Consider the following 13,992-nt stretch of genomic DNA (forward strand, 5'->3'; position numbering starts at 1 on the left):
GTAGGCGGGAATTCAGTGGTTGCGCGAACATTCGCGCCGGTAAATCCTCGACTTCAAGGAGTCATTCTCATGAGCGCATCGGCAGCCGTTCTCGCCATCCTGGCCGCTTTGTGGCTGGGTGCCATGATTCCCGGCCCCAGCTTCGTGCTCGTCGCCCGCAACGCCATCGGTCAGTCGCGCGGCGACGGGCTCGCCACGGCGCTCGGAATGGGCGCGGGTGGCCTCGTCTTCGGCGGCGTGGCGCTGGCCGGGCTTTATACGTTGTTGCAGGCGGTGGAGTGGCTCTATATCGGGCTGAAGATCGCGGGCGGCGTGTATCTGATTTACGTCGCATCGAAGATCTGGCGGGACGCCGGGCGTCCCGTCACGGTCCACGACGCGCATTCGGGTCTCGTGCGCAGTGGTCGCAAGTCGTTCCTGATGGGGCTCACAACGCAACTGAGCAATCCCAAGACGGCGATCTGGTACGGCAGTATCTTTGCCGCGTTGCTGCCGCAGCACCCGCCGCTTTGGTGCTACATCGTGCTTCCGCCCATGGTGTTCGCCGTCGAATGCGGTTGGTACACGATTGTGGCGCTGTGTTTCTCGAGCGAGGGACCACGCGGGCTTTACCTCCGAGCGAAGACGTGGATCGATCGGATCGCCGCCGGCGCCATTTCCCTGCTGGGCCTGCGGCTGATTCTCAACGCATCGAAGCCCACGCTCTGAATGGCATCGGGTTGGCGGGGCGCAAGCATTGCGTGCAGAGGTGCCCGCAATCTTCGGCGCGGGGGCGATCGGGGCAATTCGGCGGTCGCGCATGGCGCGCTGGTCAGGTCTGCCAATCAAGCGCGGCCCAATGTTTGGAAGGGGGGGCCGGGATTGAATTAGACCGGACGTATTAGGGGCAAATACTCGACTTCTCCCCGTCACGATTCTGCGTTCCAATGGGGCTTTCAGGGGAGCCAATTGCGCGGCAAATAATGGGCGGTGGGTGCGGGCCCCCGACAACTCAGTCGCGCGAACACCGTGAGGGCTTGAATGTGGGAAATGCTCGATGGTGATATGAATGGCTTTGAAGTCTGGATGTATCTTCAGTGCATTCAAACCAATGACGATGTGGAACTGTACTCGTTCATTGGACTTTGCCGGCATCGCAGCGCGCCGTTCGACAACTTCATTCCTCTCAAGCCCGATTCCGGTGTCGCGTTCGATGCACGCGCCGACGCGGCCCGAGCGTGCCGCCAGTTGGCAAGATCTGCGATCGACGGCAAGCGGCCTGTCGGCTCGGGCGACCCGATGTCGGCGCTGCCCCCATGCTCCGACAAGACGAGTGCAGAATCGTGCCGAAGCGGAGAACGCGTCGCACCGCTTCACTGACTCGCAATCGTTCAGCGTCGGCCGCCGATTGTGGCCTTGGGCGGCACGCGCGTCGTTTCATTTTGACTTCTGAACCGACGGATGGCACCGGGATTGGTGCTGACAGGTAATGACGTCGACCTAAGGCGTCGTCTTCCGATCCCAAGGCGGTTCATCGCCGAACGCTTCCGCGAGGTAATCGATGAACCGCCGCACCTTGAACGGAATGCGCCGCGTGCTCGGATAAACCGCCTGAATCGTCAGGTCAGCGGCGCGGTAGGCCGGCAACAGTTCCACTAGTTCGCCGCGCTGGAGGTGCGCGCCGAGCACGAAGGTCGGGCCATACACGATGCCCGCACCTCCGATCGCGGCAGCGAGCAACATCTGGGCGTTGTTGGCTGTCATCCGACACGGTCCGTCAATGACATGCGCGCGATTCTCGCGGTCGCGCAATGTCCAGTCACCCGCCGACACGGCCTCGCTGAACGCCAGACGTTGCGCCTGCATCAATGCTTCCGGGGTGCGTGGTGTTCCGTGGCGCTCCAGGTACGCGGGAGACGCGCACAAAACCATTCGACACGGCGCGAGTCTGCGCGTCACCAGCCCAGGGTCTTCCAGGCGGCCGATTCGGATCGCGACGTCGACGCCTGCCTCGATGAGGTCGACATAGCGATCTCCAAGCTGCACCTCCACATTCACGTTCGGATGATCCGCCATGTAGCGCGCCACGACTTCGCCCAGATGCATCACACCGAACGTGACGGGCGCCGCGATGCGTAACACACCGCGCGCCGTGGCTTGCGTATCGCTCGCCTCCCGCTTCGCTTCGTCGAAGGCCTCGAGAATCCGCTTGCACCGTTCGTAGTACGTCTGGCCGGTTTCGGTCAGACTCAAGCGGCGTGTGGTGCGATGCAGTAGTCGCGCACTCAACTCGGCCTCGATGGCACTTACGTGCTTGCCGGCCATCGCAGCGGACAGCCCGAAGCGGCGCGCCGCGGCGGCGAGGCTGCCCTCCTCGACAGCGGCGACGAATATGGCGAGGCTCGTCAGTCGATCCATGTTGCCCTCCGATTCGATAGCAGGATTATCGACTGAACAAACTAAACGGGCAATTATCGATCCACGGAATCGTATCTACGATATGAGCCTCAACTAACAGCCGAGGGCACCATCATGGTCATCGAGTCGAACGGTACGCGGATTCACGTCAACCAGCGGGGCAGCGGCGAGCTGGCGCTGGTGTTCCTTCACTACTACGGCGGCTCTGCGCGCACATGGGATGCGGTGGCGGACGAGCTCGCGGACAAGTACCGAATCGTTGCCACCGATCACCGCGGTTGGGGCGATTCCGAGGCACCTGCCGATGGCTACCGCATCGCCGACCTCGCCGCTGACGCGGAAGGCGTCATCGACACTCTGGGACTCAGGCGCTACGTTCTGATCGGTCATTCGATGGGTGGGAAGGTTGCCCAACTGATCGCTTCGCGCCGTCCGGACGGCCTGCGGGGGCTTGTCCTTGTCGCACCATCGCCGCCGTCGCCCACGCGCCTCTCCGACGCCCAACGCGCAACGTTGACGGGCGCCTACCAAACGCGTGAATCCGTGTCGTTCGTCATCGATCACGTGTTGACCGCAAGACCGCTGAGCGCCGTTCAGCGCGAGCAAGTCATCGAGGATAGTTTGAGAGGGGCGCCGCAGGCCAAGGCGGCCTGGCCCGACATTGCCATGCGCGAAGATATCACTGCGGCGACGGCGTCGATTGACGTGCCCACCATCGTGATCTCCGGTGAACTCGACAAGGTCGACAGCATTGAAACGCTTGAGGCGGAACTGCTTCCGCGCATCCCGCATGCGGCGCTGCACGTCCTTCCCGAAACGGGGCACTTGTCTCCTCTGGAGGCGCCGGGTGAAGTGGCGGGATGCATCGCGCGATTCGTCGCGGCGATCGAAAGCGACTCGGTCATCTGCCGCTCGCCGGATCAGGTCCCGGCCGCCTTCGATGCCGCGTTGAATTCCGGCGATCTCGATGCCGTGCTCGGCGTGTTCAGCAACATGGCCACCATGCGGATGCCGGAGGGTCTCGAGGTGCGGGAAAGTCCGGCCGGTTTGCGTGTTGGCCTGGCTCGGTTGCTGTCATTGCGCCCCCGTATCCGTAGCGAAGTGCGCCGAGTGGTGACGAGCGGCGACATTGCCCTCGTCCTGCTCGACTGGACGCTGGGCGTCACGCTGCCGGACGGGCGTGATCACGAAACGCGCGGCACGGCCACGCACGTGATGGAAAAGGGCCGCGATGGGGGCTGGAGGTTGCGGATCGCCAATCCGGGCGGAGTGAACTGAACAGTGGCGGGAGCGTCACGCCCAGCACCGGAAATCGTCGACGAACGCCTCGATGTCGAGCAGAATCTATGCCCCCCGCTCCCGAGCCACCGCAGATGCTTCGATGATTCGCGTCGTGCCGCGTCCGACGTGTCGCGTTGGGCGTCGGCGACGCATTTGCCGCGCCGGTCACGAAATGGCACGGCGCTCGGAAGGAAGTATTTCCGATCTTTCCGGGCAAACTCGGGAACGCCCGCGGCGACGCGACTTCCGATCGCCGGATCGGGGAGCAGGGCGAGCCGGTGTTCAGAACCGGTTCGCACGTCATGAGTCCGACAGGCTGACGACAGGACGTTCCGGCACCTGCCATGTGTGGCTCGATGCTTCGCTCAACTCACTGACTTCAATGAAAAAAACCTCGGTTCTCTTTATCTGCATGGGCAACATCTGCCGCTCGCCCAGTGCCGATGGCATCTTTCGTCACCGTCTGGCCGAAGCCGGGCTGAGCGATCTGATCGAGGTCGATTCGGCGGGCACGCACGGCTATCACATTGGTCATGCGCCCGACGCTCGCACGCAGGCGGCGGCCGAGCGTCGCGGTTACGACCTGAGCGCCCTGCGCGCGCGACGCGTCGAGCGAGGCGATTTCGCGCGCTTCGAGTGGATCGTGGCTATGGACAACGCCAACGTGGCTGAGCTGATGGCCGATTGTCCGGCCGAGCATCGTCACAAGATTGTGCGATTGATGGACTTCGCCACGCGGCACGACGCCGAGGAGGTGCCCGATCCGTATTACGGCGGCGCGCAGGGCTTCGAGACGGTGCTCGACTACATCGAAGACGGCATCGACGGCCTGCTCAGACGGCTTCGACAGGGCGCCTGACCGGCTCCAGGGAGGCGCGCGGCTTGCCGGGATCATCGGCCGCGCTCTGCCGCGTTCCCGGCGCACACCGGGCGAATCCTCGTTCGCGCGCGTGTGCGCCGCTCCCGACGATTTCGCCAGCAGTCCCGATGGCGCTATCATTCGCCCCATCGCCGGCGTGTGGCCGTCCTTGCTGCTGTCGCCACTGCCGCGTTCGCGGCACCTGCGCGGTTTCCACGGCATTTTCGCGACTCCTTTCATCCGTTTTCTCGCCTCTCCCATCGATGCTCAATTCGCTTACCTCGTACTGGCGCAAGTGGCGTGCCTCCCGTCACGCCGGCCATCAGCTCGACGAACTGCTCGCACACGCCGACCCCGGCGCGCCGCTTGCCGTTCGCAATCAGTGGCTGATCGAACTGGCGCACTGGGTGCAGAAGCGGGGTGCGCTCGTCAACGAAGATCGGGAGGAGGGCGAGACGGCGAGGTATCGCCCGCACACGCGTTTGCGCTATCTGCTGCAAATGCTCGGGCGAAATCCGGCGTGGCGGTTGCCGGTGGCGCGCACGCTGCGCAGCGTGATCCACGAAAGCGACGCCATCTCGCTGCTCAGCGACACCGGCATGCCGGTGCGTCCCGGGTTCTGGGGCGCCCTGGTCGAGCGTATCGAGAAGGCGCTGATTCCGCCGCCGCCCACGCGCCGCGATCTCTCGGCGCTGTGCTCGCTGATGTTCCCCGACGGCCGCGCCGCCGACTGGATCGCGGCCATGCCGCCCGAATTGCTGGCCGACCTCATCGCGCTGCTGCATTTCGGCGAAGGCGAGGACGAGAACACTGACTGGAATCCCTTTGCGCAGGATTTGCTCGCGGCGATGCACCACCTCGTCGACCAGATTGCGTCGACCGGTCTGTCGCAGGCGGTGCGCTCGCGCCTGCCCTATCCGCGCGTGACCGAATCGCCGTTTTACCGGCTGGGGCGGGCCATGCAGGAACTGGAGGACGCCGGCCAGGCATTCGCGCACGGCGCGCCACCGTCGCAGCGCTTCGTCCAGCAGATCAACGTGTTTCGTGCGCTGCTCGACGACTGTGGCCGCGCCGTGCGTCAGGTCTATGCGCATCTCGACGAGAACGGCGTGAGCGTGGACATCGTCTTCCAGGTCGAGCGCGCGAAAGCGAGAATCCGCCGCCTGGAGCGCCTGCTCGACGCATGGCTTACGCAGGGCGAGCGTGGCGACCGGGCCGTCGCGCGGGTCAAGCTGCTCGCCGACCTGGTGCGGGCGAACAAGGCCAGCCAGAGTGTGGGCGAGCTCGCGCGTACGTCGTTCGGCCTGCTCGCGCGCAAGGTCGTGGAGCGCAGTGCGGAAACCGGGGAGCACTACATCGCCCGCAATCGCAGCGAATACTTCACGATGTTGAAAATGGCCTGTGGCGGCGGGCTCGTGACGGTGGTCACCGTGTATGTGAAGTTCATGATCACGAGTGCGCACCTGCCCACCATCGTGGAGGGCTTCCTGGCCGGGGCGAACTATGCGCTGTGCTTTCTTTTCATGCACTTCTGCCACTTCACGCTGGCAACCAAGCAGCCGGCCATGACCGCGCCGGCCATCGCGAGCAAGCTCGACGACGTCGATACGCCCGCCGGGATGGACGCCTTCGTGGGCGAGGTACTCGCCCTCGTGCGAACGCAGGCGGCTGCCATCTTCGGAAATCTGGCCATGGTCTTCCCGTTCTGCCTGCTGGTGCAGTGGTCCGTATCGGCGGCGCTCGGCATGAACACGATCCCGCCGGAGAAGGCGCATGCCACGCTGGCGTCGTTCTCGATCCTGGGGGTCACCCCGTTCTTTGCCGCACTCACCGGCGTGCTGCTCTGGTGCTCGAGCCTGATCTCCGGATGGGCGGACAACTGGTTCGCGCTTCACGGCATCGGCGACGTGCTGGCCTACAACCGCCGGCTGCGCTTCGTCTTCGGCCGCAACGGCGCGGCGCGCATCGCCGACGGGTGCCGTCGGCACATCGCACCGGTGCTGGGGAACCTGACGCTCGGCTTCATGCTCGGTCTCGTGCCGGCGGTGCTGACGGCTTTTGCGCTGCCCTTCGAAGTCCGTCACGTCACGCTGTCGACGGGGGCGATCGCTACGTCCATCGGGGTGCTGGGGCTGCCGGTGCTGCACGACCCGGCCCTGTGGCTGGCGGTGGCCGGGGTCGGATCGATGGCGCTGCTCAACGTCGGCGTCAGTTTTGCGTTAGCATTCCACATGGCGCTCCGATCGCGTGCACTGCGACTGGGCGACCGCCGGCAACTCCATCGCGCCATCTGGCGCGCCGTGCTGCGCAATCCCCTGGTGCTGCTGTTCCCGCTGCGCTCCCCGCAGCCAGACATTCGTCCCGAAAAATGAGAAATTTCACAAGCGGGCGACGGAACTTTCGCAAAAAGTGGGCCAGAAGTACTTGACTAAATTCGTAGGGAATTTATACTTGACGAAAATAGTCGAGATTAATCCCCTGCATCATCATGAGACTTACCACGAAAGGCCGTTTCGCCGTCACGGCGATGATCGACCTGGCCATGCGCCAGGACGCGGGTCCCGTGACGCTTGCGGGCATTAGTCAGCGTCAGCGAATCTCCCTCTCTTATCTGGAACAGTTGTTCGGCAAGCTGCGTCGCCACGAAATCGTGGAGAGCGTGCGCGGGCCGGGCGGCGGCTACAGTCTGGCGCGTCGCGCGGAAGAGGTGACGGTGGCCGACATCATCATTGCGGTCGACGAACCGCTCGACGCCACCCAGTGCGGCAGCAAGGGTAATTGCGAGAAGGGCCAGGACGGCCATCGCGGTCATTGCATGACGCACGAGCTGTGGGCGACGCTCAACCAGAAGATGGTCGAGTATCTCGATTCCGTTTCGCTGCGCGACCTCGTCGAGCAGCAGCGCAGCAAGCAGGCCCAGCAGGCTGTTCTGCGCGACACGCGCGAGTCCGGCACCAACAACCAGACCATTGCAGCGCGTATTCCCAATTCGGTCTTCGATATGGCCCGTTCATAACAGGCGCCGCGGCACGATCCTGGAGCACCCCATGAAAAACGACACCCTCAACCTCCCCATCTACATGGATTACAGCGCCACGACGCCGATTGACCCGCGCGTCGTGGACAAGATGTTGCCTTACCTGCGCGAGCAGTTCGGCAACCCGGCGTCGCGCAGCCACTCGTTCGGCTGGGCTGCCGAGCAGGCGGTGGAAGAGGCGCGCGAGGAAGTTGCCAAGCTGGTGAACGCCGATCCGCGCGAGATCGTGTGGACGTCGGGCGCCACCGAGTCGAACAACCTCGCCCTCAAGGGCGCGGCGCACTTTTATCAAGGCAAGGGTAAGCACCTCATCACGGTGAAGACCGAGCACAAGGCGGTGCTCGACACCATGCGCGAACTCGAGCGCGAAGGCTTCGAAGTCACTTACCTGGACGTGAAGGACGACGGTCTGCTCGATCTCGAAGTGTTCAAGGCGGCACTGCGTCCGGACACGATTCTCGTGTCGGTCATGGCCGTGAACAACGAAATCGGCGTGATCCAGGACATCGGGGCGATCGGCGAGATCTGCCGCGAGAAAGGCATCATTTTCCACGTCGACGCCGCCCAGGCCACTGGCAAGATGCCGATCGACCTGGCCACGCTGAAGGTCGACCTGATGTCGTTCTCGGCGCACAAGACCTACGGTCCGAAGGGGATCGGCGCGCTGTACGTGCGCCGCAAGCCGCGCGTTCGCATCGAGGCGCAGATTCACGGCGGCGGTCATGAGCGCGGTATGCGCTCGGGCACGCTCGCCACGCACCAGATCGTGGGCATGGGCGAGGCGTTCCGCCTGGCACGCGAGGAAATGGCCGTCGAGAACGAGCGTGTGCGCATGCTGCGCGACCGTTTGCTCAAGGGCCTGACGGAAATGGAAGAGGTGTATGTGAACGGCGACATGGAAAAGCGTGTCCCGCACAACCTGAACATCAGCTTCAACTTCGTCGAAGGCGAGTCGCTGATCATGGCGATCAAGGACGTGGCCGTGTCGTCGGGCTCGGCCTGCACGTCGGCGTCGCTGGAGCCTTCGTACGTTTTGCGTGCCCTGGGTCGCAACGACGAACTGGCGCACAGCTCGATTCGCTTCACGGTGGGTCGTTTCACGACCGAGCAGGAAGTCGACTACGTGGTCGAGCTGCTCAAGAGCAAGATCGGCAAGCTGCGCGATCTGTCGCCGCTGTGGGAAATGTACAAGGACGGGGTCGATCTGAATTCGATCCAGTGGGCCGCACACTGAGTATTCAAGGAGTTAGCCATGTCGTACAGCAAGGAAGTTCTGGATCACTACGAAAACCCGCGCAACGTCGGCTCGTTCGAAAAGGGCGATGACGCCGTCGGTACGGGCATGGTCGGCGCACCGGCCTGCGGCGACGTGATGAAGTTGCAGATCCGCGTGAACGAAGCCGGCGTGATCGAAGATGCCAAGTTCAAGACCTACGGTTGTGGCTCGGCGATCGCTTCGTCGTCGCTGGTGACCGAGTGGGTCAAGGGCAAGACGCTGGATCAGGCGCTCGCCATCAAGAACACGGAAATCGCGCAGGAACTGGCATTGCCGCCGGTGAAGATCCACTGCTCGATTCTGGCGGAAGACGCCATCAAGGCGGCGGTTGCCGACTACAAGCAGAAGCACGGTCAGACGGCTGATGCCGCCTGAGTGCGGAACGCATAGAGGAAGCAGGCAAACATGGCCATTACACTGACCGAGAAGGCCGCGCAGCACGTTTCGCGTTACCTCACGCGGCGCGGCAAGGGCGTGGGTCTGCGGCTGGGCGTGAAGACGACCGGCTGCTCGGGCCTGGCCTACAAGCTGGAATATGCCGACGAAGTGGCGGGCGAGGACACGGTCTTCGAAAGCCATGGTGTGAAGGTGATCGTCGACCCGAAGAGCTTGCCGTATATCGACGGCACCGAGCTGGACTTCGCCCGCGAAGGCCTGAACGAAGGATTCCGCTTCAACAATCCGAACGTCAAGGATGAGTGCGGCTGCGGCGAGTCGTTCCGCGTCTGACGCTGCGCCGTTGCGCGAGATCGTTGGCTTTCGGCAGGACGACGAAGGTCAATGGGTCGCGCGACTGGCCTGCGGGCACGGTCAACATGTCCGGCATCTTCCGCCCTGGCAGATCCGGACATGGACGCAAAGCCCCGAAGGTCGTGAGGCGATGCTCGGTAGTCGATTGCCGTGCCGCAAGTGCGAACGCGGCGAGCCGCCCGATGCGTGACACGATCCGACACGGCATGCCGTGATCGACGAGCGTCGCCAACAGGGCGAACGGATGGCAGCGTAGGCAACAAGGCGGCGCGAGCCGCTTTTTTTACGATTGCGCGATGAGTGCATTGACTGACAACTATTTCACGCTGTTCGAGCTGCCGCAGCGTTTCACGCTCGACAGTGAGGCCCTTGACGCGGCATACCGCGCGGTGCAGTCGCGCGTGCATCCGGATCGCTTCGCCAGCGCGAGCGACGCGGAGCGCCGTGTGGCGATGCAATGGGCGGCGCAGGCGAATGCGGCGTATCGCACGTTGCGCGATCCGCTGCAGCGCGCGACTTATCTGCTGTCGTTGCAGGGCATCGACGTGGGCGCGGAGAACAATACCGCGATGGCCCCCGATTTCCTGATGCAGCAGATGGAGTGGCGCGAAGCCATCGACGACGCCGTGGCCGCCCGTAACGTCGGTGCGCTCGATGCGCTGGCGAGATCGCTGCGCGACGACCGTCGTGTGCGGCTCGCGAAGCTGGGCGACTGGCTCGAGAGCGAAGCCTGGCAGCCGGCGGCGGAAGCCGTGCGGCAACTGATGTTCATTGCGCGCGCCGAGGAAGACGTGGCGCAGCGCATCGAAATGCTGGAAAACGCGTGACGGCCCGGTGCGGCGCCGTCACATGTCCCTGAGAACTGCTTGAGAACAGGGTGCACGCGCGCGCGCGTGGCCCGCATTGCAAAGTCATGGCCCTTCTGCAAATTTCCGAACCCGGCATGTCCCCCGCGCCGCACCAGCGGCGACTCGCCGTGGGCATCGACCTGGGCACGACGCATTCGCTCGTGGCCTCCGTGCGCAGCGGCGTGGCCGAAGTCCTTCCCGACGAACAGGGCCGCGTGCTGCTGCCGTCCGTCGTGCGCTATCTCGGCGGGCCGCGTACCCAGATCGGGTACGACGCCAAGGCGGCGGCGGCCACCGATCCGCGCAACACCATCGTCTCGGTCAAGCGGTTCATGGGCCGGGGCCTGGCCGATGTCGCTCACGCCGACAACGCGCCGTACGACTTCGTCGACGCGCCCGGCATGGTGCAAATGAACACGGCCGGCGGCGTGAAGAGCCCGGTGGAGGTGTCGGCGGAAATCCTCGCGACGCTGCGTCAGCGCGCCGAAGATACGCTCGGCGATGATCTCGTTGGCGCCGTCATTACCGTGCCCGCCTATTTCGACGATGCGCAGCGTCAGGCGACCAAGGACGCCGCGCGGCTGGCCGGGCTGAATGTGCTGCGGCTGCTCAACGAGCCGACGGCGGCGGCCATTGCGTATGGTCTGGACAACGCGGCGGAGGGCCTCTACGCGGTCTACGATCTCGGCGGTGGCACCTTCGACATCTCGATCCTGCGGCTGACCAAGGGCGTTTTCGAAGTGCTCGCGGCGGGCGGCGACTCCGCGCTCGGCGGCGACGACTTCGATCAGGCGATCTACCGTTGGGCGGTAGAGGCCGCGGGGCTCGATATCGCAACGCTCACCCCGCAGGATGTACGCAGCCTGCTCGATCACGCGCGTACCGCCAAGGAAGCACTGACGGATGCCGACACGGCGACGATCGCGCTCACCTTGTCGGCGGGACGCAAGGTGGAACTCTCGCTCGCGCGCGAGCAATTCACCGCGCTCGGCGCATCGCTCGTGCAGCGCACGATCGGTCCGATGCGCAAGGCGCTGCGCGACGCCGGAATGGGCCCGGAAGACGTGAAGGGCGTCGTCCTGGTCGGCGGCGCGACGCGTATGCCGCAAGTGCGCGAGGCGGTGGCCGGGTTCTTCGGCCGGGAACCGCTGGTCGATCTCGATCCGGATCAGGTGGTGGCGCTCGGCGCCGCGGTGCAGGCCAACCTGCTGGCGGGCAATCAGGCCGAAGGCGACGACTGGCTGCTGCTCGACGTGATTCCCCTCTCGCTCGGCGTGGAGACGATGGGCGGGCTGGTCGAGAAGATCATTCCGCGCAACGCGACCATTCCGGTAGCGCGCGCACAGGAGTTCACCACCTTCAAGGATGGCCAGACGGCCATGGCCATTCACGTGCTCCAGGGCGAGCGCGAACTGGCCTCCGACTGCCGCTCGCTCGCGCGCTTCGAGTTGCGTGGCATTCCGCCGATGACGGCCGGTGCGGCGCGCATTCGCGTGACGTATCAGGTCGACGCCGACGGGCTGCTCTCGGTCTCGGCGCAGGAAATGCATTCCGGCGTGGCGGCCTCGATCGAGGTCAAGCCGTCGTACGGTCTGGCCGACGAGGACATCTCGCGCATGCTGCAGGACAGCTTCGGCTCGGCCGAGCAGGACATGCGCGCCCGTGCGCTGCGCGAGCAACAGGTCGAAGCCGAGCGTCTGCTCGTGGCGATCGACAGCGCCTTGCAGGCCGATCCCGAGCTGCTCGATGCCGACGAGCGCGCACACATCGACACGCTGCTGGCCGATCTGCGGCAGAAGGCGTCTGGCGACGATCAGGCCGCCATCAAGGCAGCGACCGAAACGCTCTCGCATGCGACCGATGCGTTCGCCGCCCGCCGCATGGACAAGAGCATCCGCGCGGCGCTCGCCGGCCGGCGCGTGGCCGACATCGACAAACTGTAAGACACCACGGAAACCGAAAGCCATGCCTCAAATCGTTGTATTGCCTCACGTCGAGCTTTGCCCGGAAGGCGCGGTGCTGGAAGTCGCGCCGGGCACGTCCGTGTGCCGGGCGCTGCTGGACAACCATATCGAAATCGAGCACGCCTGCGAACTGTCGTGCGCTTGCACCACATGCCACGTGATCGTGCGCGAGGGGTTTGAAGCGCTGGAACCGGCCGCGGACGAAGAGGAAGATCTGCTCGACAAGGCCTGGGGGCTCGAGCCTACGTCGCGCCTGTCGTGCCAGACGCTGATGCCCGCCGATTCGGATCTGGTCGTCGAGATTCCGAAGTACACGATCAATCACGCCAAGGAAAATCACTGAGCGACGCCGTCCGGCGTTGTGCGGTGACACGAGAGAAACAGGAGCCTGCCCCATGAAATGGACTGATACGCTGGATATCGCGATCGCGCTCACCGAGGCGCATCCCGACGTCGACCCGCAATACGTGCGCTTTACCGACCTGCGGGAATGGGTGATGGCACTCGACGGCTTCGACGATGCGCCGGAGCGCTCGGGCGAGAAGATCCTCGAGGCCATCCAGATGGCGTGGATCGACGAAGCCGACTGATCCGCGGGTGACCGGCGCGACCGGCCCGCCTGAGCGTCGCCTCCGGGCGCCGACAAGACAAAAGCCGCTCCAGAGAGAGCGGCTTTTGTCTTTGGTGGGGCGGGCGGTCAATGCGCTCGCATCGCAGCGATTGCCTCGGTGCCGACCGCAAGCATGTCTTAACCCGCGCGCACCAGGCCGTTGTTTTCGAGTCGCACGCGGTCGCCCGGTTGCACGCCCGGCGCCGACTGATACGTCCAGTAGCGGGTCTTGCCGGTGTCCATGCGCACATACACGCGATATACCGTTTCGGATCGCACGCGCTTCTCGACTTCGTTCCCGGCCAGTCCGCCGCCAAGGGCGCCGACCACCGTCATTGCGGTGCGGCCGTTGCCCGCACCGAACTGATTGCCGAGCAGACCGCCGGCAACGGCACCGCCCACGGCACCGAGACCCGTTGCCTGACCTTGCGTACGAATCGGCTCCACCGACTGGACCGTGCCGCAGGTCGAGCACGTTGCCGCCTGCTGACGCGCCGGTGCGGCGGCTTGTTGCGCGTAGGACGGTTGCGGCGCCGGGGTGCGTTGCGCCGGGGCCTGCTGCGGCGCATATTGCGCTTGTTGGGTCGGCTGCGTCCCTTGCTGGGAGGCTGCGGCCGGCTGCGTCGACCACGACGGCTGCGATTGCGGCGACGTCAGCGCGTATTGCGAACTGTTACCCGGCGAACTGTTACCCGTCGGGGCAGGGCCATCGGTGCTTCGCGCAAGCGGCAGCACACCCGTGATGGCGGCCACGCCAAGCAGACTCACGACCACGACGCTGCCGGCAGCGGCAGCAATCAGCGGGTGCATGCGACGCGGTTGCAGATCGTTATCCATGTTGTTTTCTCCATCGTGCGGTAAGTGCGATTCCCCTTTCTGCGTGCTGGCGAGCACGGGGCGATTTCGCATGAGAAAAGTGTCGTTCACGGCAAAGTCGGCATCCGTTTCATTTTGTAACGCGATGTAAAAC

The 13,992-nt window shown here is 64.7% G+C and carries 16 protein-coding genes; 14 read left to right on the forward strand and 2 right to left on the reverse strand.

What is annotated here, in order from left to right; genetic code table 11:
* Positions 1-69 precede the first annotated feature (69 nt).
* On the forward strand, positions 70-708 hold the full coding sequence (locus W930_RS0101060) for a LysE family translocator (RefSeq protein ID WP_023596708.1): 639 nt from the start codon (positions 70-72) through the stop codon (positions 706-708).
* A gap of 312 nt (positions 709-1,020) precedes the next feature.
* Positions 1,021-1,359, forward strand: a complete 339-nt coding sequence (locus W930_RS0101065) for a hypothetical protein (protein ID WP_036642936.1) — start codon at positions 1,021-1,023, stop codon at positions 1,357-1,359.
* Between the two features lie 120 nt (positions 1,360-1,479).
* On the opposite strand, the gene W930_RS0101070 is transcribed toward W930_RS0101065, so the two are convergent.
* Complete coding sequence (locus W930_RS0101070; RefSeq protein WP_023596706.1) at positions 1,480-2,397, reverse strand: LysR family transcriptional regulator; 918 nt, start codon at positions 2,395-2,397, stop codon at positions 1,480-1,482.
* Positions 2,398-2,511: 114 nt separating this feature from the next.
* Here W930_RS0101070 and W930_RS0101075 point away from each other — a divergent pair, with 114 nt between their 5' ends.
* The 12 genes from W930_RS0101075 to iscX all read left to right on the forward strand — a co-directional run bounded on the left by W930_RS0101075 (position 2,512) and on the right by iscX (position 13,002).
* The gene (locus W930_RS0101075) at positions 2,512-3,675 is read left to right on the forward strand and encodes an alpha/beta fold hydrolase (protein WP_023873817.1); all 1,164 of its coding nucleotides are present in this window, start codon (positions 2,512-2,514) and stop codon (positions 3,673-3,675) included.
* A 385-nt stretch (positions 3,676-4,060) separates the two neighbouring features.
* Complete coding sequence (locus W930_RS0101085) at positions 4,061-4,537, forward strand: low molecular weight protein-tyrosine-phosphatase (protein ID WP_023596703.1); 477 nt, start codon at positions 4,061-4,063, stop codon at positions 4,535-4,537.
* A 263-nt stretch (positions 4,538-4,800) separates the two neighbouring features.
* A complete protein-coding gene (locus W930_RS0101090; protein ID WP_023873819.1) occupies positions 4,801-6,909 on the forward strand; it encodes a site-specific recombinase in 2,109 nt (702 codons plus the stop codon).
* A 116-nt stretch (positions 6,910-7,025) separates the two neighbouring features.
* Complete coding sequence (gene iscR / locus W930_RS0101095) at positions 7,026-7,553, forward strand: Fe-S cluster assembly transcriptional regulator IscR (RefSeq protein ID WP_023596701.1); 528 nt, start codon at positions 7,026-7,028, stop codon at positions 7,551-7,553.
* 31 nt (positions 7,554-7,584) lie between these two features.
* Positions 7,585-8,808: an IscS subfamily cysteine desulfurase gene (locus tag W930_RS0101100; protein ID WP_023596700.1), complete on the forward strand. Its 1,224-nt coding sequence runs from the start codon at positions 7,585-7,587 to the stop codon at positions 8,806-8,808.
* 18 nt (positions 8,809-8,826) lie between these two features.
* Positions 8,827-9,225: a Fe-S cluster assembly scaffold IscU gene (gene iscU, locus W930_RS0101105; RefSeq protein WP_023596699.1), complete on the forward strand. Its 399-nt coding sequence runs from the start codon at positions 8,827-8,829 to the stop codon at positions 9,223-9,225.
* Positions 9,226-9,255: 30 nt separating this feature from the next.
* Positions 9,256-9,579: an iron-sulfur cluster assembly protein IscA gene (gene iscA, locus W930_RS0101110; RefSeq protein WP_023596698.1), complete on the forward strand. Its 324-nt coding sequence runs from the start codon at positions 9,256-9,258 to the stop codon at positions 9,577-9,579.
* Complete coding sequence (locus W930_RS29405) at positions 9,545-9,790, forward strand: DUF3565 domain-containing protein (protein WP_072619096.1); 246 nt, start codon at positions 9,545-9,547, stop codon at positions 9,788-9,790. The genes iscA and W930_RS29405 overlap by 35 nt, the downstream gene beginning before the upstream one ends.
* A gap of 106 nt (positions 9,791-9,896) precedes the next feature.
* Positions 9,897-10,427, forward strand: coding sequence for a Fe-S protein assembly co-chaperone HscB (hscB, locus tag W930_RS0101115; RefSeq protein WP_023596697.1), 531 nt, complete (start codon positions 9,897-9,899; stop codon positions 10,425-10,427).
* Between the two features lie 86 nt (positions 10,428-10,513).
* Complete coding sequence (gene hscA, locus W930_RS0101120; protein ID WP_023873820.1) at positions 10,514-12,391, forward strand: Fe-S protein assembly chaperone HscA; 1,878 nt, start codon at positions 10,514-10,516, stop codon at positions 12,389-12,391.
* A 22-nt stretch (positions 12,392-12,413) separates the two neighbouring features.
* Positions 12,414-12,755, forward strand: coding sequence for an ISC system 2Fe-2S type ferredoxin (fdx, locus tag W930_RS0101125; protein WP_023596695.1), 342 nt, complete (start codon positions 12,414-12,416; stop codon positions 12,753-12,755).
* A gap of 52 nt (positions 12,756-12,807) precedes the next feature.
* A complete protein-coding gene (gene iscX, locus W930_RS0101130; RefSeq protein ID WP_023596694.1) occupies positions 12,808-13,002 on the forward strand; it encodes a Fe-S cluster assembly protein IscX in 195 nt (64 codons plus the stop codon).
* 158 nt (positions 13,003-13,160) lie between these two features.
* Here iscX and W930_RS0101135 read toward each other — a convergent pair whose 3' ends face one another.
* Positions 13,161-13,859, reverse strand: a complete 699-nt coding sequence (locus W930_RS0101135; protein WP_023873821.1) for a glycine zipper 2TM domain-containing protein — start codon at positions 13,857-13,859, stop codon at positions 13,161-13,163.
* Positions 13,860-13,992: the final 133 nt, after the last annotated feature.

Source organism: Pandoraea sp. E26 (assembly GCF_000681415.1).
Classification (GTDB): Bacteria; Pseudomonadota; Gammaproteobacteria; order Burkholderiales; family Burkholderiaceae; genus Pandoraea; species Pandoraea pnomenusa.

Coding starts and splice junctions, on each gene's coding strand:
- hscB (WP_023596697.1), top strand. CDS start 9,897: ATGAGTGCATTGACTGACAACTATTTCACGCTGTTCGAGCTGCCGCAG.
- iscR (WP_023596701.1), top strand. CDS start 7,026: ATGAGACTTACCACGAAAGGCCGTTTCGCCGTCACGGCGATGATCGAC.
- iscA (WP_023596698.1), top strand. CDS start 9,256: ATGGCCATTACACTGACCGAGAAGGCCGCGCAGCACGTTTCGCGTTAC.
- W930_RS0101075 (WP_023873817.1), top strand. CDS start 2,512: ATGGTCATCGAGTCGAACGGTACGCGGATTCACGTCAACCAGCGGGGC.
- W930_RS0101090 (WP_023873819.1), top strand. CDS start 4,801: ATGCTCAATTCGCTTACCTCGTACTGGCGCAAGTGGCGTGCCTCCCGT.
- W930_RS29405 (WP_072619096.1), top strand. CDS start 9,545: ATGAGTGCGGCTGCGGCGAGTCGTTCCGCGTCTGACGCTGCGCCGTTG.
- W930_RS0101060 (WP_023596708.1), top strand. CDS start 70: ATGAGCGCATCGGCAGCCGTTCTCGCCATCCTGGCCGCTTTGTGGCTG.
- iscX (WP_023596694.1), top strand. CDS start 12,808: ATGAAATGGACTGATACGCTGGATATCGCGATCGCGCTCACCGAGGCG.
- W930_RS0101085 (WP_023596703.1), top strand. CDS start 4,061: ATGAAAAAAACCTCGGTTCTCTTTATCTGCATGGGCAACATCTGCCGC.
- W930_RS0101100 (WP_023596700.1), top strand. CDS start 7,585: ATGAAAAACGACACCCTCAACCTCCCCATCTACATGGATTACAGCGCC.
- hscA (WP_023873820.1), top strand. CDS start 10,514: ATGGCCCTTCTGCAAATTTCCGAACCCGGCATGTCCCCCGCGCCGCAC.
- iscU (WP_023596699.1), top strand. CDS start 8,827: ATGTCGTACAGCAAGGAAGTTCTGGATCACTACGAAAACCCGCGCAAC.
- W930_RS0101065 (WP_036642936.1), top strand. CDS start 1,021: ATGTGGGAAATGCTCGATGGTGATATGAATGGCTTTGAAGTCTGGATG.
- W930_RS0101070 (WP_023596706.1), bottom strand. CDS start 2,397: ATGGATCGACTGACGAGCCTCGCCATATTCGTCGCCGCTGTCGAGGAG.
- fdx (WP_023596695.1), top strand. CDS start 12,414: ATGCCTCAAATCGTTGTATTGCCTCACGTCGAGCTTTGCCCGGAAGGC.
- W930_RS0101135 (WP_023873821.1), bottom strand. CDS start 13,859: ATGGATAACGATCTGCAACCGCGTCGCATGCACCCGCTGATTGCTGCC.